This is a genomic window from Caulobacter sp. P4_E5 (assembly GCF_056401555.1).
Map to the genome: position 1 here is coordinate 1 of NZ_JBFUJD010000005.1, position 26,998 is coordinate 26,998.

At 67.4% G+C, this 26,998-nt stretch carries 25 protein-coding genes, 1 tRNA gene and 1 pseudogene; 15 read left to right on the forward strand and 12 right to left on the reverse strand.

Annotation, left to right across the window (positions count from 1 at the left end):
- The first annotated feature begins 112 nt into the window (after positions 1-112).
- Both AC1DSO_RS02440 and AC1DSO_RS02445 read left to right on the forward strand, forming a co-directional pair.
- Positions 113-1,741, forward strand: coding sequence for an ABC-F family ATP-binding cassette domain-containing protein (locus AC1DSO_RS02440; protein ID WP_477067323.1), 1,629 nt, complete (start codon positions 113-115; stop codon positions 1,739-1,741).
- Between the two features lie 137 nt (positions 1,742-1,878).
- Positions 1,879-4,713 carry a hypothetical protein gene (locus tag AC1DSO_RS02445; protein ID WP_477067324.1) on the forward strand — a complete coding sequence of 945 codons (2,835 nt, stop codon included), beginning with the start codon at positions 1,879-1,881 and terminating at the stop codon, positions 4,711-4,713.
- A gap of 32 nt (positions 4,714-4,745) precedes the next feature.
- On the opposite strand, the gene AC1DSO_RS02450 is transcribed toward AC1DSO_RS02445, so the two are convergent.
- Together AC1DSO_RS02450 and AC1DSO_RS02455 are read right to left on the reverse strand one after the other, a co-directional pair.
- Positions 4,746-6,095 carry an MFS transporter gene (locus AC1DSO_RS02450; RefSeq protein WP_477067325.1) on the reverse strand — a complete coding sequence of 450 codons (1,350 nt, stop codon included), beginning with the start codon at positions 6,093-6,095 and terminating at the stop codon, positions 4,746-4,748.
- Complete coding sequence (locus AC1DSO_RS02455) at positions 6,092-6,637, reverse strand: hypothetical protein (RefSeq protein ID WP_477067326.1); 546 nt, start codon at positions 6,635-6,637, stop codon at positions 6,092-6,094. Before AC1DSO_RS02455 ends, AC1DSO_RS02450 begins: the two co-directional genes overlap by 4 nt.
- Before the next feature lie 124 nt (positions 6,638-6,761).
- Between AC1DSO_RS02455 and AC1DSO_RS02460 the strand changes: the two genes are divergently transcribed.
- Positions 6,762-7,655 carry a LysR family transcriptional regulator gene (locus tag AC1DSO_RS02460; protein WP_477067327.1) on the forward strand — a complete coding sequence of 298 codons (894 nt, stop codon included), beginning with the start codon at positions 6,762-6,764 and terminating at the stop codon, positions 7,653-7,655.
- A gap of 24 nt (positions 7,656-7,679) precedes the next feature.
- A complete protein-coding gene (locus AC1DSO_RS02465) occupies positions 7,680-7,895 on the forward strand; it encodes a MerC family mercury resistance protein (RefSeq protein ID WP_477067425.1) in 216 nt (71 codons plus the stop codon).
- Positions 7,896-8,415: 520 nt separating this feature from the next.
- Here AC1DSO_RS02465 and AC1DSO_RS02470 read toward each other — a convergent pair.
- Together AC1DSO_RS02470 and AC1DSO_RS02475 are read right to left on the reverse strand one after the other, a co-directional pair.
- Entirely contained in the window at positions 8,416-9,294 is an 879-nt protein-coding gene (locus AC1DSO_RS02470) for a transglutaminase-like domain-containing protein (RefSeq protein WP_477067328.1), read from the reverse strand.
- A gap of 102 nt (positions 9,295-9,396) precedes the next feature.
- Positions 9,397-10,326, reverse strand: coding sequence for a transglutaminase family protein (locus tag AC1DSO_RS02475; RefSeq protein ID WP_477067329.1), 930 nt, complete (start codon positions 10,324-10,326; stop codon positions 9,397-9,399).
- Positions 10,327-10,400: 74 nt separating this feature from the next.
- Between AC1DSO_RS02475 and AC1DSO_RS02480 the strand changes: the two genes are divergently transcribed.
- Entirely contained in the window at positions 10,401-11,126 is a 726-nt protein-coding gene (locus AC1DSO_RS02480; RefSeq protein WP_477067330.1) for an N-formylglutamate amidohydrolase, read from the forward strand.
- Positions 11,127-11,175: 49 nt separating this feature from the next.
- Positions 11,176-11,601, forward strand: coding sequence for a hypothetical protein (locus AC1DSO_RS02485; protein ID WP_477067331.1), 426 nt, complete (start codon positions 11,176-11,178; stop codon positions 11,599-11,601).
- 175 nt (positions 11,602-11,776) lie between these two features.
- Here the strand turns inward: AC1DSO_RS02485 and AC1DSO_RS02490 are convergent, their stop codons facing one another.
- The 6 genes from AC1DSO_RS02490 to AC1DSO_RS02515 form a co-directional block, all read right to left on the reverse strand.
- The gene (locus tag AC1DSO_RS02490) at positions 11,777-11,983 is read right to left on the reverse strand and encodes a hypothetical protein (RefSeq protein WP_047405400.1); all 207 of its coding nucleotides are present in this window, start codon (positions 11,981-11,983) and stop codon (positions 11,777-11,779) included.
- A 247-nt stretch (positions 11,984-12,230) separates the two neighbouring features.
- Complete coding sequence (locus AC1DSO_RS02495) at positions 12,231-13,052, reverse strand: MBL fold metallo-hydrolase (protein WP_477067332.1); 822 nt, start codon at positions 13,050-13,052, stop codon at positions 12,231-12,233.
- Complete coding sequence (locus AC1DSO_RS02500) at positions 13,049-13,837, reverse strand: TatD family hydrolase (RefSeq protein ID WP_477067333.1); 789 nt, start codon at positions 13,835-13,837, stop codon at positions 13,049-13,051. Before AC1DSO_RS02500 ends, AC1DSO_RS02495 begins: the two co-directional genes overlap by 4 nt.
- The gene (locus AC1DSO_RS02505; RefSeq protein ID WP_477067426.1) at positions 13,834-14,844 is read right to left on the reverse strand and encodes a DNA polymerase III subunit delta'; all 1,011 of its coding nucleotides are present in this window, start codon (positions 14,842-14,844) and stop codon (positions 13,834-13,836) included. The genes AC1DSO_RS02500 and AC1DSO_RS02505 overlap by 4 nt, the downstream gene beginning before the upstream one ends.
- Positions 14,841-15,467: a dTMP kinase gene (gene tmk / locus AC1DSO_RS02510; RefSeq protein ID WP_477067334.1), complete on the reverse strand. Its 627-nt coding sequence runs from the start codon at positions 15,465-15,467 to the stop codon at positions 14,841-14,843. Before tmk ends, AC1DSO_RS02505 begins: the two co-directional genes overlap by 4 nt.
- Before the next feature lie 41 nt (positions 15,468-15,508).
- A complete protein-coding gene (locus tag AC1DSO_RS02515) occupies positions 15,509-16,492 on the reverse strand; it encodes a septal ring lytic transglycosylase RlpA family protein (protein ID WP_477067335.1) in 984 nt (327 codons plus the stop codon).
- 105 nt (positions 16,493-16,597) lie between these two features.
- Between AC1DSO_RS02515 and AC1DSO_RS02520 the strand changes: the two genes are divergently transcribed.
- The 4 genes from AC1DSO_RS02520 (at position 16,598) to AC1DSO_RS02535 (ending at position 18,611) form a co-directional block, all read left to right on the forward strand.
- Positions 16,598-16,687: transfer RNA gene (locus tag AC1DSO_RS02520), tRNA-Ser, on the forward strand.
- Between the two features lie 38 nt (positions 16,688-16,725).
- Positions 16,726-17,634 (forward strand): class I SAM-dependent methyltransferase, encoded by a 909-nt coding sequence (locus tag AC1DSO_RS02525; protein ID WP_477067336.1) that lies wholly within the window; start codon positions 16,726-16,728, stop codon positions 17,632-17,634.
- 10 nt (positions 17,635-17,644) lie between these two features.
- Entirely contained in the window at positions 17,645-18,385 is a 741-nt protein-coding gene (locus AC1DSO_RS02530) for a pseudouridine synthase (RefSeq protein WP_477067337.1), read from the forward strand.
- Positions 18,378-18,611 (forward strand): sulfurtransferase TusA family protein, encoded by a 234-nt coding sequence (locus AC1DSO_RS02535; protein ID WP_477067338.1) that lies wholly within the window; start codon positions 18,378-18,380, stop codon positions 18,609-18,611. Before AC1DSO_RS02530 ends, AC1DSO_RS02535 begins: the two co-directional genes overlap by 8 nt.
- On the opposite strand, the gene AC1DSO_RS02540 is transcribed toward AC1DSO_RS02535, so the two are convergent.
- Entirely contained in the window at positions 18,580-19,545 is a 966-nt protein-coding gene (locus AC1DSO_RS02540; protein ID WP_477067427.1) for a YihY/virulence factor BrkB family protein, read from the reverse strand. The two genes, AC1DSO_RS02535 and AC1DSO_RS02540, sit on opposite strands and share 32 nt — an antisense overlap.
- A 225-nt stretch (positions 19,546-19,770) precedes the next feature.
- A complete protein-coding gene (locus tag AC1DSO_RS02545) occupies positions 19,771-20,913 on the reverse strand; it encodes a CaiB/BaiF CoA transferase family protein (RefSeq protein ID WP_477067428.1) in 1,143 nt (380 codons plus the stop codon).
- Positions 20,914-21,153: 240 nt separating this feature from the next.
- Between AC1DSO_RS02545 and AC1DSO_RS02550 the strand changes: the two genes are divergently transcribed.
- From AC1DSO_RS02550 to AC1DSO_RS02570, 5 genes and pseudogenes are all read left to right on the forward strand, one after another.
- Positions 21,154-22,479 carry a diguanylate cyclase domain-containing protein gene (locus AC1DSO_RS02550; RefSeq protein WP_477067339.1) on the forward strand — a complete coding sequence of 442 codons (1,326 nt, stop codon included), beginning with the start codon at positions 21,154-21,156 and terminating at the stop codon, positions 22,477-22,479.
- Positions 22,480-22,575: 96 nt separating this feature from the next.
- Positions 22,576-23,232, forward strand: coding sequence for a DsbA family oxidoreductase (locus AC1DSO_RS02555; RefSeq protein WP_477067340.1), 657 nt, complete (start codon positions 22,576-22,578; stop codon positions 23,230-23,232).
- A gap of 46 nt (positions 23,233-23,278) precedes the next feature.
- A pseudogene (locus AC1DSO_RS02560) lies at positions 23,279-23,412 on the forward strand (hypothetical protein); the annotation flags it as partial.
- 560 nt (positions 23,413-23,972) lie between these two features.
- Positions 23,973-24,410, forward strand: coding sequence for a hypothetical protein (locus tag AC1DSO_RS02565; RefSeq protein ID WP_477067341.1), 438 nt, complete (start codon positions 23,973-23,975; stop codon positions 24,408-24,410).
- Between the two features lie 235 nt (positions 24,411-24,645).
- The gene (locus AC1DSO_RS02570; protein WP_477067429.1) at positions 24,646-26,898 is read left to right on the forward strand and encodes a DEAD/DEAH box helicase; all 2,253 of its coding nucleotides are present in this window, start codon (positions 24,646-24,648) and stop codon (positions 26,896-26,898) included.
- Positions 26,899-26,998: the final 100 nt, after the last annotated feature.

Genomic DNA, 26,998 nt, shown 5'->3' on the forward strand with positions numbered 1-26,998 from the left:
CACCTACGCGGCATGGATCGAAGTGTTTGGGGGTGGCGGCGCGATCCCCGTGCTTAGAATTGGTGGCTCTAAGGCTGGCGTTCTCGTTCCGCCCGCGTTAGCAGACCGCCCCATGATCCGCCTCGACAACATCTCCAAGCAAAACGGCCACCAGATCCTGTTCATCGAAGCCTCGATGGGCATTCAGAAGGGGGAAAAGGTCGGGCTTGTCGGCCCGAACGGCGCCGGCAAGACGACGCTGTTCCGTATGATCACCGGTCAGGAGCAACCGGACGACGGACTGGTCGTAATCGATCCCGGAATGCGGATCGGCTATTTCAGCCAGGACGTCGGCGAGATGTCGGGCCAGAGCGCGGTCGCGGCGGTGATGGATGGCGTCGGTCCCGTCAGCGCGCTGGCCGCCGAAATGGCCAGCCTCGAGGCGGCCATGGTCGATCCCGATCAGGCCGAGAAGCTGGACGCCATCATGGAGCGCTACGGCGAGGTGCTGGAGCGTTTCCAGGAACTGGACGGCTATGCGCTGGAAGCGCGGGCGCGCGAAGTGCTGGCCGGCCTGAGCTTCAGCCAGGACCGCATGGATGGTGATGTCGGAATGCTGTCCGGCGGCTGGAAGATGCGCGTGGCGCTGGCCCGCATCCTGCTGATGCGGCCCGACGGCATGCTGCTGGACGAACCCTCCAACCACCTGGACCTGGAAAGCCTGATCTGGCTCGAGGCCTTCCTCAAGAACTACGACGGCGCTCTGTTGATGACCTCGCACGACCGCGCGTTCATGAACCGCATCATCGGCAAGGTGGTGGAGATCGATGGCGGCTCCCTGATCACCTATTCGGGCGATCTCGACTTCTACGACCAGCAGCGCGCGCTGGGCGAACAGCAGCGGCAGGCGCAGTACGAGCGCCAGCAGGCCATGCTGGCCAAGGAAATCAAGTTCATCGAGAAGTTCAAGGCGCGCGCTTCGCACGCCGCCCAGGTCCAGAGCCGGGTCAAGAAACTCGACAAGATCGAACGCGTCGAGGCGCCGCGCCGTCGCCAGTCGGTCCAGTTCGACTTCCAGAGCCCGCCGCGGTCGGGCGAAGACGTGATCAACCTGCGCAATGTCCATAAGGGCTATGGCGCCCAGCCGATCTATGAGGGCCTGGATTTCCTGGTGCGTCGCAAGGAGCGTTGGTGCGTCCTCGGCGCCAACGGCGCTGGCAAGTCGACGCTGTTGAAGCTAGTGGCCGGCGACACCAAGCCCGATCAGGGCCTGGTCAGCATCGGCGCCAGCGTCAAGATGGGCTATTTCGCCCAGCACTCCATGGACCTGCTGGAAGGCGAAGAGACGATCTTCGAGTCCCTGGAGCGCTCGTTCCCGCAGGCCGGCCAGGGCGCGCTGCGCACCCTGGCGGGGTGCTTCGGTTTCTCCGGCGACGATGTCGAAAAACCCTGCCGCGTCCTGTCCGGCGGCGAGAAGGCGCGCCTCGTCATGGCCAAGATGTTGTTCGATCCGCCGAACCTGCTGGTGCTCGACGAGCCGACCAACCACCTCGACATGGCGACCAAGGAGATGCTGGTCACGGCCCTGGCGGACTTCGAGGGCACCATGCTCTTCGTCTCGCACGACCGCCATTTCCTGGGGGCACTGTCGAACCGCGTGCTGGAGCTGACGCCCGAGGGCGTTCATCAGTACGGCGGCGGTTATACGGAATATGTCGCCCGTACGGGCCAGGAAGCGCCGGGGCTGCACCCGGGAGGGTAGCTCCGAACCCGCGCCGCGATGGTCTCGGGCGCTCGGTTGCTAAAGGGCTCGCGGCGACGTTGATAAACTTGAAATTGAAAAGTCCCCGATGCTAGGCCTCGACCAAAGGCAATCTCGCCTCGCTAGGTTCAGAGCCCATGCCCGGAACGACGATCGTCGGAACGCTCACCATCGCGCCCGGCGAGGTGGTGAACTACGTCTCTTCGGTCATCACGGACAACTATGTCTACGGGATGAACTTCGATAGCGGCTCCTGGGCGGCGCTGATCAATCACGGCGAAATCCGGGGGACCGACACCAAGCCCTTTGGCCAGACCTTCGGGCTCATGGGCGTGTTCGGAGGAAGCCCCGCGGGCTTTCCACGCTTCAAGATCGAGAACTACGGCCAGATCACGATCTCGTCGTTGAATGGGGAAGCCGCCGGCCTGCGTTTCCCTGATACCGCGCCTAACATCCTCAACGCCGGTAAGATCACCGTTGAGGCGCCCAAGGACGAAGGCATGGGGATTTTCGGGTACAACTGGGGGAACACCTCCTTCCTGTTCGAGAACTCCGGCGAACTGCTGGTCACGGCCAACCATGGGCTCGGCGTCTACCTGCTCGCGGGCAACGTGACCAATACCGGTTCGATCCGAGTCGTGGCCGGCGATCGCAGCGGAGCGGCGATCGTCACCGCCAAGGCCGACATCCTCAACAGGGGCGTCATCGAGATCACCGACACAACGTCCTCGATCGACGCGATTGGCGTCGCGATCGCCAACATCGGCCTCAACGGTCCCTACAGTGGTTCGGTGATCCGCAACGAAGGAACGATCAAGGCTGATCTCGCCGTCTGGGAACTGGACGGCGCCAATGTCGACATCACCTTGATCAACACCGGAACCATCGAGGGCCGGATCGAACTGAACGGCGGCTGGGACCTCTTCACCAACAGCGGTGTGCTCAAGGGCGCGGCCCTGATGGGCGAAGGCGAGGACTATTATGACGGCCGGCTTGGCTCGATCACGGGCGCCATCGACGGCGGCGCGGGTGACGACATTCTGTTCGGCGGCGCGGGCGGAGAGACCTTGCTGGGCGGCGAGGGCCGCGACGTTCTGAACGGCGGCGGCGGGGACGACATCCTGACCGGGGGCGCCGGCGGCGATGTCTTCGTGCTCGGCGCCGGCGCAGACCGGATCACGGACTTCGACGCGGCCTCGGATCGGCTTTCGCTAAACGGCAAGCCGTTGTTGGCCGCGACCGTCGAGGGCGGCGATACGATCCTGACCTATGACGGCGGTTCCGTTCGGATCGCGGGCGTGATCGGGCTGAGCCTGGCGCAATGGACCGACAAGCTGGCCTCGATCAGCCTGGGAACCAGCGCCAGCGAAACCATCGCCGGCTCGGCCGTCAACGACCTGATCATCGGCGGCGCCGGCTGGGACACGGTCTCATACGCGGACGCCGCGAACGGCGTAACGGTCGCCCTGATAGCCGACGCCCAGCAAACCGGCGCGGGACTGGACGAGCTGATCTCGATCGAGAACTTGAGCGGTTCTCGCTTCGCCGACGACCTGACCGGCGACGCCTATGGCAATTTCATCTGGGGCGGCGACGGAAACGACAGGCTCTTCGGCATGGACAACGATGATGTCCTTGACGGCGGTCTGGGCGATGACCGGCTGGACGGCGGCGCGGGCATCGACGTCGCCGACTATTCGAAGGCCACGGCCGGGGTCACGATCGACCTACGTCAGGCGATCCAGAACACCGCGATGGGCGGCGACACCTTCGTCAGCATCGAGGGTGTGATCGGCTCGACCTTCAACGACGTGATGATCGGTGGAAGGCTGCAGGGCGGCGACGGCGATGACCGGCTTGAGGGGCTGGCGACCAACGACCTGTTGTTGGGGGGCGCGGGCGACGACGTCCTGGCGGGCAGCGCGGGCCACGATCAGCTGAGCGGCGGCGCTGGCGCCGACACCCTGACGGGCGGCGCCGGTCAGGACATCCTCGATGGCGGCGACGGCGATGATCTGATCGTCATCGACGGGAATGACTTCGACCAGGCCTTCGGCGGCGCGGGCGCGGACACCTTCCGCTTCATGCCGGGCTCGTGGGGCATCATCAAGGATTTCCAAAGCGGCGTGGACCGCATCGATCTTTCGAAAATCGATGCCCGCAGCTACTTCATGTACCAGGAGTCCGGCTTCATCACGCTCAATGTGACCGACAGCGCGGGCGCGGTCATCAACCTGCGTGTCAGCTCGTTCTACAAGGGCTCCGACCTGATCCTGGCCGGGGGCGCGATCCCGAACCTGATTTCCACCGGCGTCCCCAGCATCCTGCGCGACAAGACGGGCTTCATGCAGGTGGAGTTGGCCAACAAGGTGTTCGCCGGAGCCTTCACCGAGACCCAGGCCGTGACCGAGATCGTCCGGGCGGCGGGCAGCACGACCTCCGTCGCGACAATGAGCTACCAGTTCTTCACGGGCAAGATCCCGACTTCGGCGGGTCTGGACTACCTGGTCAAGGACGGCGGGAACTACAACGACCTGAACAGCGCCTACTACCAGAGCTTCAATCTGGAGAACCGCTACATCAACTTCGCGGTGAATCTGGGCAAGGTGGGCGAGGGCAAGGACGCGTTCGCGGCCAAGTACGGGTCGCTGACCCTCTTCGACGCCACGCGCGAGGCCTACAAGTGGATCTTCGGCGCCGCGCCAACGGACGCCAAGATCCACGCCATGATCGACAGCCGCGCCGACTATTTCGCGGCGTACGGAGGCGACGGGACGAGCGGGATCGGGACCAAGGCGGCGATGGTCGGCTGGCTGCTGGCCGAGGCGCAGAAGGCCGACCTGGGCGTCATGGTGCGATCCAACGACGCCTGGCTGACGGACCTGGCCGACGGCTCGGCGCCTTACGCGATCGACCTCTTGGATCCGTCCAAAGGCTACTGGAAGGCCGATTTCGTGTTTGGGGGCAGCTGACGCCACGGCCGCTCATGGCGCGATGGAGACGATCAGCGCGGCGCGGGCCGGACGGCGAGCAAGCCCCCGCGGCTGGCGTGCAGAGTGCTAACCGCCCCAGCCGTCAAGGCGAGCGCGGCCCCGATCCCCAACCCGAGTCTCGGCGCCAGGTCGACGGAGGTGGCGGTAAAGAGCGCCGTCATCAGCACCGCGCCGGCGGTTTGGCCGGTCAGGCGGGCCGTTCCCTGCAAACCGCCGGCCGCTCCGCTACGCTCCGGAGGCGCGCCGAGGAACAGGTTGCGGTTGTTGGGCGCCTGAAACAGGCCAAAGCCCAGGCCGCACAGCATGACGCAGGGAACCAGGATTCGAGGCGCGCTCGGAGCCCACATCGCCATCGCCGAAAGGCCTAGGGCGAGGACGCCRCCGCCCAGGGCGCAGAGCCAGGCGGTCGGGACACGGTCGGACAGGTGGCCGGCGACTGGGGCGGCGATCGCCACCATCAGCGGCCAGGGCGTGATGTAAAGCGCCGTCTGCAAGGCGTTGAGGCCCAGACCGTGCTGCAGGTAGAAGGGCAGCGCCACCAAGGCCGCAGTCTGGCCAGTGAACAGGCACGCCGAGGCGGCGGCCGAAATGCTCACGGACCTCACGCGCAACAGGTCCAGCGGGACGAGAGGCAACGCCTTGGGCGCCTCGCGACGCACCAGTAGGGCCAGCGCCGCCCCGGCGACGAGCAACAGGACCATGGAAAGGGGCTGCCGGGTCGGCAGCAGATCCGCGCCGACGACGAGGGCGGCGAAGACGCCGCCGTTCAGGGCGATGCTGACGGGATCCAGCGCTCGCGAAGAGCCCGGCGAGCGGGGCAGGGCGCGGCTGGCCAAGAGCGTGGCGGCGCCGATCGGCAAGTTGAGGGCGAATAGCCAGGGCCAGCTTGTCGCCGAGAGGATCACCGCGCTCAAGGACGGCCCGATCGCCGTGGCGAGCGCGACGGTTAGCGCGTTCCAGCCGATGGCGGCGCCTAGTCGGTTGGGCGGCACGACTTGGCGCAGCAGGGCGACGCCCAACGCCATCACCGCCGCGCCGCCGAGCCCCTGAAGAAATCGCGCCGCCACCAGCCAGGGCAGGGACGGCGCGACCGCGCAAAGCACCGAAGCGGCCGTGAAGAGCGCCACGCCCGCGGTGAAGACCCGCCGAAAGCCAAGGCTCTCCCCCAGCGCGGCGCAAGGGAGCAGCGCCATCACCAGCGCCAGTTGGTAGGCGGTCATCACCAGGATCGACATCGCGGGCGACACCCGCAAAGCGTGAGCGATCGTCGGTAGCGCCAGGTTGACGATCGCCACATCCAGAACCACCAGCGTCGTAGCCGCCAGCACGGCGGCGATTGCCTGGACAGAGCGCGCGGTCATGGTGCGCCCAGCGTCCACGCGCCGTTTCGTTCCACATAGCGCGTAATCCTGTGCGCCTCGGCGTCCTCGATCTTTAGGTCGCGCTCGGTGAAACGGAACAGCAGGGCCGGATCGCTCGTGCAGCGCGTGTCGTGGATGTCTCCTGGCAGATAGACTTGCACCTGCCCGGGTTGGACCAGGGTGGCGTTGCGCTTGACCAGGCGCGGCGTCCCGTCGGCGTCGTCCAGGCGACCATACGTCCCCATCTCGCTCTCACCACACTGGACGCCATAGATCACCCAGCTGCGGCCGTGGTCGTGGGGCGGCCGGTAGAGACCGGCTGGCTCGGCGTGGGCCAGCAGCACGAAGCCGTGGTCAGGGTCGCGATAGAGCGTCTTGCTGAGCGGCGGCTTCGCATGCAGATCCGCCAACCACGCTTCGGTCACCGGCGCCTGGAGCAGCGCCGCCAAATGGCGGCCGCACGCGGCGACGACTTCGCTGGTCAACGGCCCCCAATCGGACCGGACGTTGTCGATGAATGTTTCCAGGGTGGTCTTGGTCACGGCTGTCTCCTTCGCCTCTATCCGAGAGATAGCCGCGCCCCGGATGGGGCGGAACGCGCACCATTTGCACTTCATTCGTGCGTTTACCGCCATGTCTCGCTCGAGATCGTGCTAGGTTCGCCCCATGTCCACGCCCGACCTCAACTTGCTCGTGGCCCTGGATGTTCTGCTTGCGGAAGGCAGCGTCGCGCGGGCGGCCAAGCGCCTGCAGCTCAGTCCTTCGGCGATGAGCCGGACCCTTGCCCGATTGCGCGAGACAACGGGCGATCAACTGCTCGTCCGGGCCGGCCGCGGCCTGGCGCCAACGCCTCGAGCACTGGCGCTGCGCCAGAGCGTCGGTCAGCTGGTCGATCAGGCCGCGGCGGCGCTGCGCCCAGCGGAGCGGCTCGACCTAACCCGCCTGGCGCGCACCTTCACCCTGCGCGCGCGCGAAGGCTTCGTGGAGAATTTTGGGGCCGAGCTGGTGTCACGGGTGTCCGAACAGGCTCCGAACGTGCGGCTCCGTTTTATCGCCAAGCTCGACAAAGACAGCACGCCGTTGCGCGATGGCGGCGTCGATCTGGAGACCGGCGTCGTCGAAAAAACGATCGGGCCGGAGGTCCGAGCCCAAGGGCTGTTCGACGATCGCTATGTGGGCGTCGCGCGGCTCGGGCACCCGCTGAGCCCAGGACCGGTGAGTTCGGCGGGCTTTGGCGCCTGGCGTCACGTCGACGTCGTGCTGCAGGGCTCCGAGAAGCCGCCTATCGATGACCGGCTGGCAGCGTCCGGCGTGGTGAGGGACGTCGCCGCCGAGGTCGGCGGCTTCGCCGCGGCGCTGGCCCTAGCACGCGGATCCGACCTGATCGCCACGGTCCCCGAACGCCATACCCGTGCGCTGCGGGTCGGCATGTTCTGGTTTCCGCTGCCGGTTCCATTGCCCGAGTTCAYGGTGTCGCTGCTCTGGCACCCGCGGATGGATGGCGACGCGGCGCACCGTTGGCTGCGCGGCTGCGTCCGCGAAGTCTGCGCCGTTCGCTAGAGCAACTCGACCAGATCGGGCGCGCTGTCGCCCCGTCCACGCCCGCTCGATGTTTCCGCGGCGGGACTGTCGGCGCTGTGCTTGATCCACTGTCTGGCGTTGCCCGCGCTATCGCTGCTGCTGCCGGTTTTGGGCCTGTGGGCCCAGGCCGAGCGGGTCCATGTCGCCTTCATCGCCGCCGCCGCGCCGATCGCGATCCTGGCGCCCCCTGACCGTTCTCGACGGGCTCCTCCTACCTAGCGCGCATATCGCGAACTGGCGCCGGAGGGGTCATGCGCGACACCCGAACTGAGCGGTCAGCGTTGTGGTCATCCATCAAGGACGGCGCGCGGCTCTTGTCGGCGAGGCCGCAGGGTGATCAGAGCAAAGCTCGTCAAGGATTATAGACCCTCGAAGGTACAGGCAGTGGTGGTGTGACGATCCAATGCCCCCGTCATAGTAGAGTCCCATCCCCGCTCTTAACCAAGCGCGCCTTTCCGGTTGGGCGCTGGACCTGGATCTTGGCGGCGAGAAGGCTGGAGCCCTGGTCTCGGCGTCGGGACGGATTGGCGCAGCGAAGCGGTTCTGAAGCCACGCTAAATTAAGGTAGGGAAGGGGAGACGGCCTGAATGCCTGCCTTCCGGAATTGCGCCAAGTTCTGCTTGCCGCTCCAACAGCGTGCGATAGCGGGCGCGCGCACCAGCGAAGGTCGCGTTTCTGAAGTTAGGCCTAGGGCAGTTTTTTTGCGCAGCCGCCGCCGGCGGCGTCAAGTCGATCGAACCTAAAGTGGCGAGCGTGCACGAACCTGGCGGCCGGCCGCGCCGGTGGTGTCAACGATCGCGCCCGGTAGGCCGCCAGCCTCGGTCTCATAGGCCCAGACCCGAAAGCCATTCAGMTGGTGCGGCCCGAATGAGGTCAGCATGGCGACGTCGGCGGCGTCACGGCCGTGCGCAATAACGATCCGGCCGATGCGCGGGATGTTGTTACGCGGGTCGAACGCCCACCACCTGTCGCCGAGATAGACCTCCATCCAGGCGCTGAAGTCCATCGGGTCGACGCGCGGCACGCCGATGTCGCCCAGATAGCCGTTCACATAGCGGGCCGGAATGTTCAGGCAGCGGCACAGGGCGACGGCGAGATGGGCATAGTCTCGGCACACGCCGACGCGACCTTCATAGACCTCGTAGGCGGTGCGGGTGGAGCTGGCGGTCTGGTAGTCGAAGGCGATGTGCCGGTGCACGAAATCGCAGACGGCCTGGACCCGCGCCCAGCCCTGCGGGATGTGGCCAAACCGGTCCCAGGCGATCTGGCTCAGGCGATCGGTTTCGCAATAGCGGCTGCCCATCAGATAAACGAGGCAAGCGTCCGGCAGGTCGGCCACCTCGTGCAGCGCGGCGTCGGGCGCGACCGGATCGACCGCGCCGCTGTCCTCGATGACGCTGTCGCTCCACAAGGTCAGGACGCCGGCCGGGGCCACGAAACGTCGGCAGACGTTGTCGAACAGGTCGCGATAGGTCGAGGTGTCGATCTGGGGCGAGGTGAAGAACGATTCCGCGATCCGCAGCTGCCGCTCGCGTCCATCCCGCAGGCCCAGCAACGTCACCATCGCGGTCGGCTGCTGGCAGGAAACGCTGATCTCGTAGCCGTAGCGGATAAGCATGGTCGTCTCACGGTACGAGCCGGCGCGCCGAGCAGGCGAATCCGGGATTGAAGCGGGCAGGCCTGATGCGAACGCGCGGGGCGGGTGAAAGGTGCGGTGTCTTCAGCCGAAGGCGCTGAAGGACGCCGCCGGATAGGCCTCGCCTTCCAGATCGGTGACGTCGACCTCGACATCCATGCCCAGATAGTCGGCGGAAAAGCCGGACCAGGTCCCGTGCACCGGCGGCGCCTGGAGCGGATCGCGCACCACGGCCACGCGGATCAGGTCGGTATTGCCGACGATGCCGTTGGTCGGGTCGAACTCCACCCAGCCGCACGACGGCAGATATACCCGCAGCCAGGCGTGGGTGTGGCCGCCGCCCGTTCGCTCGGCCTGACCCTGCTTGCGCGAGGGGCTGTGGATATAGCCCGAGATGAATTGGGCCGCGAGACCCAGGCTCCGCACGGCTTCGATCATCAACACCGCGAAATCGCGGCAAGTGCCGCCCCGATTTTCAAGCGTGGCGAGCGGAGCCTGAACCCCGTGTTCGAAACGCTTGCCATAACGAAAGTCGGCATAGATCGCCTGCGTCATCTCGGCGAGCAGATGCTGCAGGCTCGTGGCGCCCGCCGGCTTGACGAAACGCAACGCCCAGCGCTTGAGCGCGCCGTCGGGATCGTCGTGCTGAGGAGTGATCGACTGGACCAGGTCCGGCAGATCCTCGGCGGGATAGGCGAACGGCTGGCCCGGCTCGAAGACGTCGAGGTGGCCGGGCTGATCTCCGAAGGCGGGCAGCGGCATGTGGTCGAGGGTAAAGCGGCTCTCGAAGGTCAGCTCGCTGGCCCGGCCCCGGAAGCTCGCCACGCCCACCCAGTTGCCCAGCACGTCCTGCACGTAGCGCAGCTGCGCGGGGTGGGGTGTGATGATCAGCTCGGACGACAGCAGGCGCTGATCGCAACCTTCGCGCGGACGCAGCATCATGCGATGGTCGCCGAACGCCACGGGATTGCGATACCGGTAGCGCGTCAGATGGCGGACCGAAAGCACAGGCATTGACCAGAAGTGGCGGGGATTCTGGCGCGGGGTCGAGCCGCCTTCTTGTCGCAGGTGATCCGGACCCGGTCATTGTGCTCAACGCGGGCGCCCCGTCGGCGCTTCTGCTTCTTGGAGACCACGCGGGCCGCGAGATACCCGCGCGCCTAGACAGCCTGGGTCTCGCCGCCGCGGACCTTGAGCGCCATATCGCTTGGGATATCGGCATTGCGGGCCTTGGAGCGCGGCTTTCGGCCCTGCTGAACGCCCTCTTCATCCGGCAGGCTTATTCGCGCCTTGTCGTCGATTGCAATCGCCGCCCGGAGGCCAATGACGCCATCCCCAAGGAGAGCGACGGCACGCCGATCCCCGGCAATCGTGACCTTTCGCCGCTGGCGATCGCGGCGCGCCTCGCCGAGATCTACCAACCCTACCAGGACGCCATCGCCGCGGCGCTCGACGGTCGGACGGGGCGGCGGACGGTGCTGGTGGCCCTTCACAGTTTTACCCCCTCGATGGCGGGGAGGGACCGGCCCTGGCGGTTGGGTGTTCTCCATCGGCGCGATTCCGCGTTCTCCTCAGCGATGCTGGCGCGATTGCGGGCCGATCTGGGCGAGGCGTCTATCGGCGACAACGCGCCCTACGCCATGGACGAGACCGACAATACCATTCCCCTCCATGCCGACCCGCGCGGGCTGGACTATCTGGAGCTGGAGGTGCGCCAGGACCTGCTGGCCGACGAAGCCGCTCAGGCGGCAATGGCCCAATGGCTCGCGCCGCACCTGCAGGCCGCCTTGGACGCGACCGGCCTGTCCGAATAAGCGACGACCTCGCCATCTCCGCCGTTTAATCGACGCGCTAGCCACTAGGATGCGCCTACCGCGGACCGAGGCTTCGATTTCGATCTTCGATGAGAGGTTCAAGGGCAGGGTGCTTCGAGGCGCCCGCTACATCCCGTCCTGCTTGTGGGAAGAACTCGACGCCGACACGCGGCTTATCTGCACCCGCATGGCTCTTCGCATTCTTGCTGAACTTGTCGATCCGCGCGAGGACCAGAAGAAATTCCCAATCGCAGATTGGCCTGAGGCCTGGTACCGCCACAGCAGGATAAAAGGCTGGCAAAGTGTGTTTTCGCACGCAATCCGCGATCCTTTGTTTTTGGTCGCGACCGAATTGCCGAGAGCGATGGTGCTGGTGCTGGTGCTGGGCGAGCGATCGCGAGCCTGGCCGGCAGATCTCCGGCGGCGCTGGACTTACGCTGCGGCGGTCGGCGCGTTCAGTGGATGCGTCTTCTGAGTTTCGGGACACCAAAATCCGAACTCGAGCCTGTCGCTCGGACGCCGTTCGCCAGTCGCGCAATTGGAGTCGGCCAGTCGCAGGGTTGGAGTCAGAAAATCGCGAAAACGCGGAACGACGTGTTGTCGTCTAAGATATATTATCAGAAGAATATGCAGATCACGGAAGTGTGCTGCTAAGCGGCCACACGAGCGTCGAGGGCTTCCAACCTGGCCAGCACGCGATCGAGCGTCGAGCGCTTTATCGGCTTACCGTCGCGCAGCTTGGTCCAGGTGGTCTCGCTAATCGCATAGCAATCGAAAAGGTGCTCGCGCGTGACCGCGGGCAAACGCGAGCGAAGGCGCTGGAAGACTTCTCGAGAGGCGGTGACGGTTTCAGCCATGGAGGTCTGGTCGGTGACGCACGGGAAAGGTTACTTTACCGCGCCCGTATGACGGTGTTGTTGGACGAGCTTATTTCAACGCTGTTACGTACGGCCAAGTTTTCGTCGAAATTGGCCGGGAAAGCGACAAAGGCTCCATCGCGCCCTGAACCTAGGCTGATCGGGCGCAACCCGATCCCGCAATTTCTGTTTCGAGAGCGCTGCCAAAGGCAACCTTGCGATCTAGCGTATCGCGCTGAACAGAGCCTCAAACCGTGAAGCGCAGACCGTCATAGGCTGGCTCGACGCCGGGTGGCAGCCGCGCCGCCAGGGCGTTAAAGTCCAGATCGATATGGAGATTGGTCAGGATGGCGCGGCGCGGCTTCGCCCGAGCGATCCATTCCAGCGCCAGTTCGACATGGGCGTGGGTCGGATGGGGCGTCCACCGCAGGGCGTCGACGATCCACACGTCGAGATCGACCAAATCGGCCCAGCTGCCGTCCGGGATGGCGCGGACGTCGGGCGTATAGGCCACGCCGCCGAAGCGATAGCCGACCGCGCGGATCTCGCCATGGTCGACGTCGAACGTATGGACTGGAATCGCGCCGCTCGGTCCCTCGATCGCGAAGTCCTCGCCCAGCGGTGGGATCAGACGCGGGGCGCAGATCGCCGGATAGCCGCCCTTGCTGTGGAAGATGTAGTCGAACCGGGTTAGCAGGCCCTCGTGGGTCGGCACGTCCATATAGGCCGGGATCTGGACCCGCTGATTCAGGAAGAACGGCCGCAGGTCGTCGATGCCATGGGCCTGGTCGGCGTGGTCGTGGGTGAACAGCGCCGCGTCCACGCGCCGGACGCCGGCCGCCACGGCCTGCAGGCGAAAGTCGGGTGCGGTGTCGACGACGACCGTGGTCTGGACCAACGAAGCGCCCTGCCCTTGCCCTTCCCGCTGAGGGCGGCGCACCAGCAGCGAACAGCGGGAACGGTGGTTCTTGGGCTCCGCCGGATCGCAGTCGCCCCAGTTGCCGTCCGCGCGCGGAACGCCGCCCGACGAACCGGAGCCCAGGATCGTGAACTCCAGCGGTCCGGTCATGACCTGGGGATCCGGTCGAACAGGTCGAAGAAGGCGTCCTCGGTCCGTTGCTCGGTGTCAGCCCGGCTCCAGCCGCGAACCTCGGCCAGTTTGTCGTAGATATGCGGCAGGTAGGCCGGCTCGTTGCGGCGGCCCCGCATCGGCACGGGCGCCAGGTAGGGGCAGTCGGTCTCGACGATGATCTTGTCGGCCGGCATGTCGCGGATCACCGCCCTCACCTCTTCCGCCGCCTTGAAGGTCGCGATGCCGGACACCGAGAACCAGGCGCCCAGGGCCGCGACCCGGGCCGCCAGTTCCGGACCGCTGGTGTAGCAGTGCATCAGGATCTTGAACGGGCCGGCGGCATGCTCGGTTTCGAGGACCTCCGCCATGATCTCGTCGGCCTCGCGGGTATGGACGACCAGCGGCAAACCGCTTTCGCGCGCGGCGATGCAGTGCTGGCGGAACACCTCGGCCTGAACCTCGCGCGGCGACAGGTCGTAGTGGAAGTCGAGCCCGCACTCGCCGATGCCGATGACGCGCGGCCGGTCGGCCAGCTCGACCAGACGTCCGGCGGTCAGGCCCGGATCTTCCTTGGCTTCGTGCGGGTGCGTCCCGACCGTGCACCAGATGTCGGGCTCAGCCATGGCGATCGCGTGCACCGCCTCGAACGACGAAACCTTGTCGCAGATGGTGACCATCAGGCCGATCCCGGCCTCGCGAGCCCGGGCGATGACGGCGTCCTTGTCGTCGGCGAACTGGGGTGCGTGGAGATTCACGTGGCTGTCGATGAGCATGCGGCTCACATCGCCGCCTTGGCCGCCGCGCGCAAGTCCGAGATGACGCTCCAGAACACGTCGGCCCGGTCCAGGTTCACCGCCTCGGCTTCACCCGGCCAGTTGGAGAGCCGCTCCCAGGCGACCGCCCAGCGATCCAGGCCCGGCGAGTTCTTGCCGTCGGCGGCCACCTGGGTGACGAAGATCCGCACCTGGTCGGCTAGGCGGTCCATCAGCAGCTCGAACCGCGCCGCGCCGTCCGCGCCCCGAAAGGTGTCGGCCATGGCCAGCAATGCGCCCTCGTCCAACTTGGGCAGGCCCCGGAGGATCTCGTTGGCCGCGTCATCCATGGCGATCGCCCCGGCGGCGGCCAGTTGCAGGGCGCGTCCCGGCGCGCCGTGCGCCATGCGGGCCAGGCGCTCGGCGTCGCGCGGCTGGAGGTCCGCCATCCGTTCGACCATCTCGGCCGCCGCCGCGACGCCCGGCGCCGGCACGGCCAGCCGCCGGCAGCGCGAGCGGATGGTCGGCAGCAGTTTGCCCGGCGCGTGGCTGATCAGCAGGATCACGCCGCGCGCCGGCGGCTCCTCCAGGGTTTTGAGAACGGCGTTGGCGGCGTTGACGTTGAGGTCGTCGGCGGCGTCGATAATCGCCACCCGATACGGCGAAACGGCTGGTGAGTTGGCGAAGAACTCCGGCAGGCGGCGCGCCTCGTCGACCGGGATCGACTTGCGGGCCTTGCCATCATCGGTCAGGCGCTCCAGCACCATCAGGTCGGGGTGCGAGCGGGCGGCGACCTGTCGGCTGACCACGTCCGACGGCGCGGCGCCCAGCAGGCCTTGCGACGGATCGGGTCGGGCGCCCAGCAGACGGCGGGCCATTCGGTAGGCCAGGGTGGCCTTGCCGACGCCTTCAGGCCCCGTCAGTAGCCAGGCATGGTGCAGCCGGCCACGCTCGAAGGCGTCGATGAACGCGGCCTCGGCGGCGGACTGGCCGTCCAGCCGATAGACGTCGCGAGGATGGGCCGGGGCGTGCATCAGAGGTCCAGTCGCTGGGCGACGGCGTCCCAGATTGCGGCGGTCACCGCGTCCAGTTCGGCGTCGGCCCCGATGACGACGCAGCGCTCGGGCTCGCGGCGGGCGATCTCCAGATAGCCGGCGCGTAGCCGCTTATGGAACTCCAGGCCCTTGGATTCGAAGCGCGCCGCGCCGCCGCGCGCCTCGGCCCGGCTCAGGCCGATTTCGGCCGGCAGGTCCAGGATCAGGGTCAGGCTCGGGACCGTGCCGCCCAGCACGTGGTCCTCCAGCGAGGCGATCAGGGTGGCCGGCGCGTCGCCGCCCGCGCCCTGATAGGCCCGGGTGGAATCGGCGAAGCGGTCGCACAGCACGATCTTGCCGTCGGCCAGGCCCGGCCGGATCACCCGCTCCACGTGGTCGCGGCGGGCGGCGTACATCAGCAAGGTCTCGGTGACCGGCGACCAGCGGTCAGCCTCGCCGTTGACCAGCAGCTCGCGGATGGCCTCGGCGCCCGGGCTGCCGCCCGGTTCGCGGGTGACGACGACGTCGTAGCCGGCGGCTTGCAGCCGCTCGGCCAGGCGGCGGATCTGGGTGGACTTTCCAGCCCCTTCCCCGCCTTCGAAACTGATGAAAGAACCCTGGCTCACCGGCCTCCATTCGACCGGATCGCGAGCCTTGTCCAGAGGGTCTAGGGCCGAAGCACCGTGGCGCCGGAATAGCCCAGCGACTCGACCCGTTCGCGCAGGCTCCAAGCCTCGCCCTCGTCCGGCCCCGCCGCGACCGTGACGCGGTAGAGCGTGCCGCTGGCGCGCTCGAACGACTCGATCTGGGCGCGGCCGGCGCTGGCCAACTGACGCACGGCCTTCTCGGCATTCTCGCGGCTGGAGAACGAGCCGGCCTGGATTCTATAGGCCGGTTTGGCGGCGGCGAAGACCGGGTCCGGCGGGTTGATCGGCGGGGCGGACATCTCGTCCGGGATGGGGGATTGGATCGGCGCGGCCGGCGGCGTCCATTCCGGCTCGCGGCGCTGGGGCAGGACCTGAACGCGCTGCGGTGGTTCCTTGATGTCGTCGAAGCTGCGCGGGGCGGTCTCGGCGCGAGCGTACTGCCGCGGCGCATCGAACGCGGTCTTGGAGGCGGGCCCGACATACTTGACCCGAACGCGAGCCACGCCCTGACGGCGATAACCCAGTTGGTCGGCGGCGGCCTTCGACAGATCGATGATCCGATCGCCGATGAAGGGCCCTCGATCATTGACCCGGACGATCATCTTCCTGCCGTTGTCGAGGTTGGTCACCTCGACCAGGCTGGGCAGCGGCAGGGTCTTATGCGCGGCTGACGGGATGTCCATGTCGAACACTTCGCCATTGGCCGTGCGCCGATTGTGGAACTGTTCGCCGTACCAGGAGCCCGTCCCGGTGACGTTGTAGTTCTTGTCCTCGTGCGGATAGTACCAGATCCCTTTGATCTGGTAGGGCTTCTCGGTGCCGCGCAGCGGTTTGCCGTCGCGGCCGACCGTCGAACCCGAGCGTGGCGCCGAACCGCCGGTCATGGCTACCGGGCGTCCCGTGTCGTACTTGGGCGTGGCGCAGGCGGTGAGGCTCACGGCCGCTAAGGCCATGAGACCGAAGCCGCGCAAGGTTCGCCAAACCTGATCGATACGCTGGTTCATCCGCTCGTCGTCCAGAGGGGCGCACCCCTTTCCGAGCGGACATCGTCGCCTGTTTGTTTTGAAGTCTGGTTAAGGCGCGGACGCGCTGATATAGCCGCCTGCTCCGGACAGGTGGCCGAGTGGTTTAAGGCAGCGGTCTTGAAAACCGCCGTAGGTGAAAGCCTACCGTGGGTTCGAATCCCACCCTGTCCGCCACAGTCTCGGCGCTCCAAAAATACCCTTTCAGGACAAGCATGTCGGCTCTCCGCACCGCGATCTATGGCCAGGCCGATCACGACCTGGCGCCGGCCGCGCCGGACGCCGTTCAGCTGTCGCCATCGGTTCCAGGCTCGACCGATATCGCCTCGATTCCGGACGAATCCTTTATCGCTGTGACCGTTCGCGCCCCCGCCGGCGCGGTGGAGCGACGATTTGTCCTCGCCCATGCGTTGCGCATTCTGGCGCCGGACGGCCGCCTGACCGCCTTCGCGCCGAAGGACCGTGGCGGCTTGCGGTTGAAGAAGGAATTCCAGGCCTTGGGCTGCGAGGTCGGCGAGAGCGCTCGACGGCACAATCGCATCTGCCTGGTCGTCCGACCGGCGGCGATCACCGGCCTCGATGAAGCCATCGCGGCCGGCGCGCCACGGCAGGTCGCGGAAAACGGTCTTTGGACTCAGCCGGGCGTGTTCAGCTGGGACCGCCTGGACGCCGGCACCAATGCGCTTCTCCAGGTCCTACCGGAATTCTCCGGGGCCGGGGCCGACTTCGGCGGCGGTATCGGCCTGCTGGCGCTGAACGTCCTGGCCTCGCCCAAGGTCACCAAGCTGACCCTGGTCGAGCTGGACCGCCGCGCCTTCGACGCCGCCAAGCGCAATGTCGCCGACCCGCGCGCCGAGTTCGTCTGGGGCGATGTCCGGCAGGCGGGCCTCAAGGACCTCGATTTCATCGTCAGCAATCCGCCCTTCCACGACGGCGGCGGCGAGGACAAGACGCTGGGCCAGGCCTTCATCGCCTCGGCCGCCACGGCGCTGCGCAAGGGCGGAGCGCTGTGGATCGTGGCCAACCGCCACCTGCCCTACGAGGCGATCCTGGCCGAGAGCTTCGCCAAGGTCCGGCTGGTCGAGGAGAACGGCGGGTACAAGGTCTTCGAGGCCAAGAAGTGAGCGCGGCGAGATGAGCAAGGCGCTGATGGCCCGCTTGGACCGGCTGTTGGCCAATCTGGGCTACGGCAGCCGGAAAGAGGTCCAGGCCCTGGTCGTCGGCGGCAAGGTCTCGCTGGACGGCCAGACGGTGAAGGACTCCGGCGCCCGCATCGCCGTCGACGCCACCCTGCCCGCTCGCATGACCATTCGCGGCCTGCCGATCGATCCGCCCGCCCCGCTGGTGCTGGTCATGCACAAGCCGCTGGGCGTGACCTGTTCGCATAAGGAGGACGGCGAGAAGATCTACGATCTGTTGCCGCGCCGCTGGCGTCTGCGTGACCCGGCGCTGTCGACCGTCGGACGGCTCGACAAGGATACGAGCGGCCTGATCCTGATCACCGACGACGGCGACTTCCTGCACCGGGTGATCTCGCCCAAGCGCCACGTGCCCAAGACCTATCTGGCCCGGCTGGACCGTCCGCTGAGCGGCTCCGAGGGCGAGGTCTTCGCCGCCGGAACGTTGATGTTGGACGGTGAGGAAAAGCCGCTGCTGCCGGCGAGGCTGGACGTCGTGGACGAAAAGACGGCGCGGCTGACGATCACCGAGGGTCGCTATCACCAGGTGCGGCGCATGTTTGCCGCCGTCGGCAACCACGTGGCCGAGCTGCACCGCGAACGGATCGGCGGCCTCACCCTGCCCGGCGACCTCGAGCCGGGCCAGTATCGGATCCTGCCGGCTGATGAGGCCGAAGGGGTGTTCGCCGATGACTGAGCCTGTCGTCATCGACGCCCGTGGGCATCATTGTCCTGTCCCGACTCTGCGCTTGCGCAAGGCCCACGAGGCTGCGGCGCCGGGGGCCGAGCTCGTTTTGCTGGCTACCGATCCAATGGCCCGGATCGACGTGCCCCACTTCGCGGGCCAGATCGGCGCCACGGTGCTGGAGATCGCCGACCAAGACGGCGGCGTTATCCGTTTTCGTATTCTGAAGGCGCCTTGAGCGGGATCGCTTTGGGGCCTTCCAGCAGGGCCCGGGGCCGTTCGTCCAGCGCGATCTCGACCTCGGTCGCCAAGGCGCCGCCGAAGAAGATCGCGTTGACGCTCCAGGACAGCCAAATCAGAAAGACGATCACGGCCGAGATCGAGCCGTAGGTCGCCCCCAGGTGGACGACCTTCTCGACGTAGAAGGCGCTGGCCGAGGACATGAAGACGCACAGCGCCGCCGCGGCCGCGCCGCCGGCGATCGAGGCGCGCCAGCCGACGGGCTCGCGGGACATGGCGTAGCGATAGACCAGGGTCATCCCGAAGACGATGCCGAGGCTGGCCCAGGTCCACTCGCTCTGGATCCAGGAGACGCCGGCCAGCGGCCGCAGGTTCAGAGCCGCGCCCAGCAGGCGCAGCACCAGGAAGACGCCCGACATCACGAAGAGCAGGCCGAACGCGGCGATCAGCACCAGCAGAGCCATCAGGTTGAAGCCGAAGAACCCTCGCTGATTCTCCTCGTCATGGATGAATGAGAGCCCGGCCAAAAGCGCCTTGAAGCCGCGATGGGCGGCATAGGCGCCGACGATCAGCACGATGGCGCTCTGCAGCGACACGGTCTGACCCGGCGCATGGGCCAGATGGCCGAACTCGTCCTGAAACATCGAGCGAGCGGCCGAGGGAATCAGCTCGGCCAGCTTGGTCGCTTGATGTGCGGYGCTCTCGGGCGTCAGGAAAAAGCTGTAGAGGCCGATCAGAATCGCCAGKCCCGGAAACACGGCCAACAGAGCGAAAAACGAGACGCCGCCGACATAAAGCATGACGTCGCGGCCCCACAGCCGCGACAGGGCCAAGCCTAGCACGCGAAGGATTTCGCGAACCCAGTGGATCGGATCAAGGTCGAGGTCGCGCCAGCGGATGCGGTGCAGCGGATCTTGCATCCGGCGGACCATGGCGATGTGGGCGCCCAGAGTCAAAGAAGGGCCGGAGTCAAAGACGGGCCGGAGTCAAAGAAGGGCCAGAGTCAAAGACGCGCCACCTTGGGGAAGATGACGCGTCTCCGCAGGACTTGCCTGTGAACCGATCGCCGCTTCGAGGGACGGATGGCGCGACGACCGATCGACCATCGCAAGTTAGGATCCGCCGCCTGAACCGGACCTGAACGCGTCCATCATGTTTCAGAGGGCTCCGGAAGCCTTCAGCGCGGCAATAGATTCGGCGGGGAAACCCCAGTCGGCCAGGGCCTGATCGTTGTCGGCGCCGATCCTCGGCGGCGGTCCCTGGATCGCGCCCGGCGTGGCCGAGAAGCGCGGCGCGGGCGCCGGCTGGATGACGCCGGCCACCTCGACGAAGGTCTCGCGGGCGGCGTTGTGGGCGTGGCTGGGCGCCTCGTCCATGGTCAGGACCGGGGCGAAGCAGACGTCGGTGGCGTCCATGATCGCGCACCAGTCGTCGCGGCTCTTGGTCCTGATCACCACGGCCAACTTCTCGCGCAATTCCGGCCATTCCTCGCGGCTCATCTGGTGCTGGAACTGCGGGTCAGAAATTCCAGTCTTTTCCAAGAGTAACAGGTAGAACTGCGGCTCGATCGAGCCGATCGAGATCCACTTGCCATCGGCGCATTCATAAGTGTCGTAGAAGTGCGCCCCGCCGTCGAGCAGGTTGCTTCGCCGTCCCTCCGTCCACATCCCGCCGGCCTTGAAGCCGTAGAACATCGCCATCAGCGAGGCCGCGCCGTCGCTCATCGCGCAGTCGATCACCTGGCCCTGGCCGGTCGCCCGGGCATGGATCACCCCGGCCAGCAGGCCAAACGCCAGATAGAGCGCCCCGCCCCCGAAGTCGCCGACCAGGTTCAGCGGCGGCACGGGCTTGTCGGTCGTGCCGATCGCGGCCAGCGCGCCGGTGATGGCGATGTAGTTCATGTCGTGGCCGGCGGCCTTGGCGTAGGGGCCCGTCTGCCCCCAACCGGTCATGCGGCCGTAGACCAGCTTGGGATTGCGGGCCAGGGCGACGTCGGGCCCCAGGCCCAGCCGCTCCATCACCCCGGGCCGGAATCCCTCGATCAGGCCGTCGGCCTGTTCCAGCAGCTTCAGGCAGGTCTCGATCGCCTCCGGGTTCTTCAAGTCCAGCGCCACCGAGCGCCGCCCGCGCGCCGTAACGTCGGCCGGCGAGCCGCGTCCGCCCCCTTGCTGTCCTGGGCCCTTGCGATCGATCCGCACCACGTCGGCCCCGAGGTCCGACAGCAGCATGCCGCAGAACGGTCCCGGGCCGATGCCGGCGAACTCGACGATCCTCAGCCCCGAAAGCGGTCCCTGGCCCATGGCGTAGTCTCCCAAACGCGTGGCGTGGCGGCTCTTTCCCGGCGGCCGACGGCGATCACTAGAGCGGCCCTGACGTTCGGTCATGCAAGCCTTAGCGGAGCGTATCGAAGCGTTCTTTGATTCACTGCCGCCCTGCGGCGTTCCGTACCTTTGACCACGCAAAGCCTCTGCTATGTTGCGGCGTCGAATCTCGGCGGCTCCGGTTGGGCCGCAAGGACGAGCGTTCGGGCGGAGGTTGGTTTGGCGGTTGACGCCCGGATCCTGATCGTGGCGCGCGACGATGTTCGCGCCGGACCGCTGGCCGAAGGGCTGGACCGGTTGGGCTGGCGCACGATCACCGCGCGCGGCCCCTATGCCGCCCTCGCCGCCCTGGGCGACCTGCCGATCGAGGCGGTGATCGTCGACCTGGCCAGCGCCGGTCCCGAGACCCAGACCCTGGCGCGCCGCCTGAAGGCCGCGGTCGCCCCGCGCCGCCTGCCGGTCATCGCTATCGGCGAGCCGGACGGCGACTATCGCAACCAGGCCTTCGACCTGACCCTGTCGCCGCCCCTGCACCCGTCCCAGGCCGCCCTGCGCCTGGAGACCCTGGTCCGCACCGCCATCGCCGAGGAAGAGTTCGAGCTGCGCCTCGACACCTTCGGCGAACGCGGCCGGCGCCTGGACCTGCCGGAGGCGGCCGAGGCCCCCTATCGCATTCTGGCCGTCGGCGAACCGGCGCCGCAGTTCCTGGCCCTGGCCAACGCCCTGCAGGCCAGCGGGGCCGAGGTGGTCGGCGCCTTCACCGCCTATACGGCCTTCGACTATCTGCACGAGCGGGCCTTCGACTCCGTGGTCCTGTGGGCCGGCGACAGCCAGCAGGAAGCCCTGTCGATCGCGGCCGGCATGCGCCGCAACACCCGCCTCTTTCACATCCCGGCCCTGCTCTATCTGAAGGCCGAAAGCTATGTGACGATGTCCGAGGCGTTCCATCGCGGCGTCTCCGACGTGGCCTCGCCCGAGACGCCCGAGATCGAGACCGCGATGCGGGTCATGGAGCTGGCCCGCAGCTTCCGCCGGGGCGAGTCGATCCGCGGCGCCTTGGAAAAGGCCCGCAGCTCGGGCCTGATGGACGCAGCGACCGGCCTCTTCACCCGCGACCTGTTCGCCGCCCACCTGGCCCGCCTGGCCGCCGCCGCCCGCGAACGGGCTCGGCCGCTGTCGATCTGCGTGCTGCGCGTCGCCGACAAGCCCGAGACCGTCTGGGCGCGCAAGAACGGCTGGCTGGACCGCGCCATCCCGCAGATCGGCTCGATGGTCGGCCGCCTGGTCCGCGTCGAGGACACCCCGGCCCGCCTGGCCACCGAGGTCTTCGCCCTGGCTCTGCCGGCCACCGGCCTCAACGCCGCTCAGGCCGCGGCCGAGCGGATCGCCGCCGTGATCGGCTGCACCGCCTTCGACGCCGGCGATGACCGCGCGCCGTTCGTCTGCGAGTTCGACATCGGCGTCGCCGAGGTCCAGCCCGGCGAAGGGGCGGTCAAGACGTTGGAACGCGCCGCCGCCAACGCCCTCAAGCGCGACGCCAGCTGAAGCTCGACATTGAAGGCCTGGACGCTTGGGCGTCCAGGTTTCGCGCCCTATATGGAACACGTCCTGTAGCGGACTGTGTTTCGAAAGGTGCGCGTCGTGAGCCAGCCCCAAACCGCCCCGATGGTCATCGACGTGGTGGCCGACGTGGTCTGCCCCTGGTGCTATCTCGGCTGGAGACGGCTGAAGTCGGCCCTGGCGTTGCGCCCGGATCTCGAGACGCAGCTGGTCTGGCGGCCCTATCAGCTGGATCCGACGCTTCCCGAGAAGGGCGTCGACCGCAAGGCCTACATGGCCCAGAAGTTCAAGGATCCGGCCAAGCTCACGGCGGTTCATGCCGCCCTGGTCGAGGGTGGCGCAGAGGAAGGCATCGCCTTTGACTTCGAAGCCATCGAGATCTCGCCCAACACCAACGCCGCCCACCGGCTGATCCGATGGGCCCTGACGGCTGGGGTCCAGGACCAGGTCGTCGAGGCGCTGTTCAGGGCCTATTTCACTCAAGGCCTCGACATCGGCGACCCGATGGTGCTGGCCGACGTCGCCGAAGCAGCCGGCATGGAGCGCCTGGTGGTGCTGCAACTGCTGTCGGAAGGGGCCGACAAGGAGGCCGTGGCCCGCGAGCACGCCATGGCCGTCCAGGGCGGGGTGACCGGCGTGCCGTTCGTCATCTTCGCCGGCAAGGTGGCCGTGGTCGGGGCCGAGACTCCGGAACGCATCGTCGCGGCGATTGACCAGGCTCTGGCGACGGTGAACTGAAAAGACGCGCTTCATCGCCCTCGCGCCCCAAGCTGCGAGTTGGTGGAAAGGGACGCGGAGCGCCGGACGCCGTCCGGAGTGTGTGTAGTTTGATACCGTTTCGACGAAGCCAGACGCTCCGCGCGACCGTTATTCGCCAGCGTCCCGCCGGGTGGCCCTGTTCAGGCCTTACCGGGACCCGGGTTCCTCCGTTTCCGGAAGATCCCAGAGATCGAGGGAGACGGGCCGAAAGGCCAGACGCGCCCCTTGATCCTCGACCACGCCAGCGGCGGGCGGGCCTGGCAGCGAAACCAGGTCCCCGGACCGTCCGAGTATCCCCCTCGGACCTTCACCGCTCGATCGCCCCCCGCCGCCGCAATCGGTCGCTGGCCATGCGCCCTTTCCTCGCGACGAGGTGAAGAGAGAATAAGCGAGGTTTTGGAGGGGAGGACGAAAAGGCCCGAACGCTCGTGCTTCACCTCATCCCTCTCTCTTTGAGAGAGGGAGGGGCCCATGCGCAGCATGGGAGGGTGAGTGGTTACACCGTTCACCGATAAATCCTGAAAACTCAGCGAGATACGCGAAATCCCCAACCGGCTTCGCCTAACCTCTCACCCTCCCACGCCTGCGGCGAGGGCCCCTCCCTCTCTCTATGAGAGAGGGGTTCAACACCCGCATCCCGACGGGGATTGACTCCGAAAATTACACGCGTAACTCTCTGGAATGATTTTACACACGTAATCACACGCGGAGCCCGCCCCATGCGCCTACGCCACCTCACCCTCATCGTCGCCGCCGGCATACTGCTAGCCACCCCGGCCCTGGCCTCGACCGGCAAGCAGCCGCTGACCTTCATCTCGGTCTTCGCCAACGCCGCCATCCCGGTGAAGCTGATCGCGCTTGTGCTGTTGGCCGGCCTGGTCGCCGGGCCGGTGATCGCCGTCGCCCGCCTGAACACCAAATGGATCGCCGCCATCGCCAAGAGCGCCCTGCCCCTGGGCTTCGCGGCGGCGGCCTACACCTTGCTGGCCGGCGCCGTCGGCATCGCCAATCTCGGCGCCACGCCCAGCCTGCCGATCCTGGCGCCGGGCCTGGCCGAGGCCTTGATGATGGCCATGCTGGGCCTGCTGACGGCCGGCGTCGCGCGCCTGGCGGGTGAGCTGAGCCAGCGTCGCCGAGAAGACACGGGCCTTGTCTAATCCGCGACATATCCTTCGGCGAAGCTTGCCTTTCGCCGTCGAATGGCCTCATAAGGCCGCTCATCAAGCCCCCTTTTCGTCGTCGGCGCATCGTCCCGGCCGCGAAAGGGGGCTATTTTCGTTGGATTAGACCAAGAAGCGGTCCGAAGAGAGCATCACAGGCTCTGGGGGCCCGATTTGGTCATTGGCGCGAGCCGCGCGTTTGTGTGTGCGGCCGCAAATGAACTGGACCCAGATGCCCTTCCCCGCCTCCCACCCCGCTCTCGAGCGGGCTCTCGCCGCTCAAGGCTACCTCGAGCCCACCCCCGTCCAGGCCGCCGTGCTGGAAGCCGACGCCGAAGGCCGCGACCTGCTGGTCAGCGCCCAGACCGGCTCGGGCAAGACCGTGGCTTTCGGCCTGGCCGCCGCCACCACCCTGCTGGGTGACGAAGAGATCTTCGGCCGCGCCGCCGCGCCGCTGTGCCTGGTTATCGCCCCGACCCGCGAACTGGCCATCCAGGTCAATCGCGAGCTGACCTGGCTGTACGCCCAGGCCATGGCCGTGGTCGTCAACTGCGTCGGCGGCATGGATGCTCGTCGTGAGCAGCGCGCTCTGAACTACGGCGCCCACATCGTCGTCGGCACCCCGGGCCGCCTGCGCGACCACATCGAGCGCGGCCACCTGGACCTGTCCGAGTTGAAGGTCGCCGTCCTCGACGAGGCCGACGAGATGCTCGACATGGGCTTCCGCGAGGACCTGGAGTTCATTCTCGACGCCGCCCCGGCCGAACGTCGCACCCTGCTGTTCTCGGCCACCCTGGCGCGCGACATCGTGCAGCTGGCCAAGAGCTATCAGAACGACGCCATCCGCATCGACACGATCGGCCGCAACGAGCCGCACCGCGACATCGAGTACCGCGCCGTGCGCGTCGCGCCGAACGAGATCGAGCACGCGATCGTCAACCTGTTGCGTTATTTCGAAAGCCCCGGCGCCCTGGTGTTCTGCAACACCCGCGAAAGCGTCCGCGCCATGCACAGCAAGCTGCGCGAGCGCGGCTTCGACGTCGTCGGCCTGTCGGGCGAGCTCTCGCAACGCGAACGCGCCGACGCCCTGCAGGCGCTGCGCGACGGCCACGCCCGCGTCTGCGTCGCCACCGACGTCGCCGCGCGCGGCCTCGACCTGCCCGACCTGGGCCTGGTCATCCACGCTGAACTGCCGGTCAACAAGGCGACCCTGCTGCACCGTTCGGGCCGCACCGGCCGGGCCGGCAAGAAGGGTGTCTCGGCCCTGGTCGTCCCCTACACCCGTCGCCGCAAGGCCGAGCAGCTGCTGATGGCCGCCGGTGTCGAAGGCCAGTGGGGCGGCGCCCCGACCGCCGACGAAATCCGACTCAAGGACACCGAGCGGCTGCTGGACGATCCGATCTTCAACGAGCCCGCGCTCGAAGAAGACACCGCCCTGGCCGAGGCGATGTTGGCCAAGCGCACGCCGCTGGAAATTGCCGCCGCCCTGATCCGCACCCGCCGCGCCAAGCTGCCGGCCCCGGAAGAGATCTATGACGACCCGCGCCACGGCGCCGATCCCGGCCCGCGCTCGCGTGAACCCCGCGAGCCCCGCGAGTTCGGCGGCGAGCGCGATTTCGGTGACCGCCCCGAGCGCGTCAGCATGGATGGCTCGGAGTGGTTCCGCCTCAATACCGGCCGCCGCAACAACGCCGACCCCAAGTGGCTGATCCCGCTGATCTGCCGCCTGGGCCACGTCACCAAGAAGGACATCGGGTCGATCCGGATCTTCGACTACGACACCAAGTTCGAAATCTCGGCCGAGGCGGCCGTGAAGTTCGGCGCGGCGGTCCAGCAGACGGTGCGCGAGGACGTCACGATCACGCCGACGGCGGCTCCGGCCGCGCGCGAGGCGGGTCCGCGCCGCGAATATGCGCCGCGTCCGCCGCGCGATAATGATGCGCCGCGCGAGTTCAAGCCGCGGCCGCCGCGTGATGAAGCGCCGCGCGGCCCGCGCGCCAACGCTCCGGGCTCGCGCGATCACACGCCGCGCCCGTCCAGCTATGGCGACGACGGCGTCAGCAACGCCAAACCGTATGGCCGTGGCGAAGAGCCCAAGGGCGACTACAAGCCCCGCGAGTTCAAGCCGCGCGACAACGCCGCGCCGCGTGACTTCAAGCCGCGCGCCCCGCRTGACGAGGCCCCGCGTCCGTACTCGCCGCAGGATTCCGACAGCCCCAAGCGCGCCTACAAGCCGCGCGCGGAAGCCGGCGCCGAGGCTCCGCGTGAGTTCAAGCCGCGCGCCCCGCGCACCGACGGCGACGGTCCGAAGAAGCCCTTCAAGAAGGCTTTCAGCGACAACGCCGCAGGCCCGAAGCCTTACTCGAAGCCCTATGCGGGCAAGCGCGACGACGGCGGCGCGGCCAAGCCGTTCAAGGGCCCCAAGCCCTTCAAAGCCAAGAGCTTTGACGCCAAGCCGGCCGGCAAGCCGTTCAAGAAGAAGTAGCTAGGCGATCACTTGCCCCCACCTGACCGCTTCGCGGTCGTCCGCCCCCGGGAGGGGGCGGAAGGTGCGCGTCCTTCTTCCCCCTCTGGGGGAGGAGGGC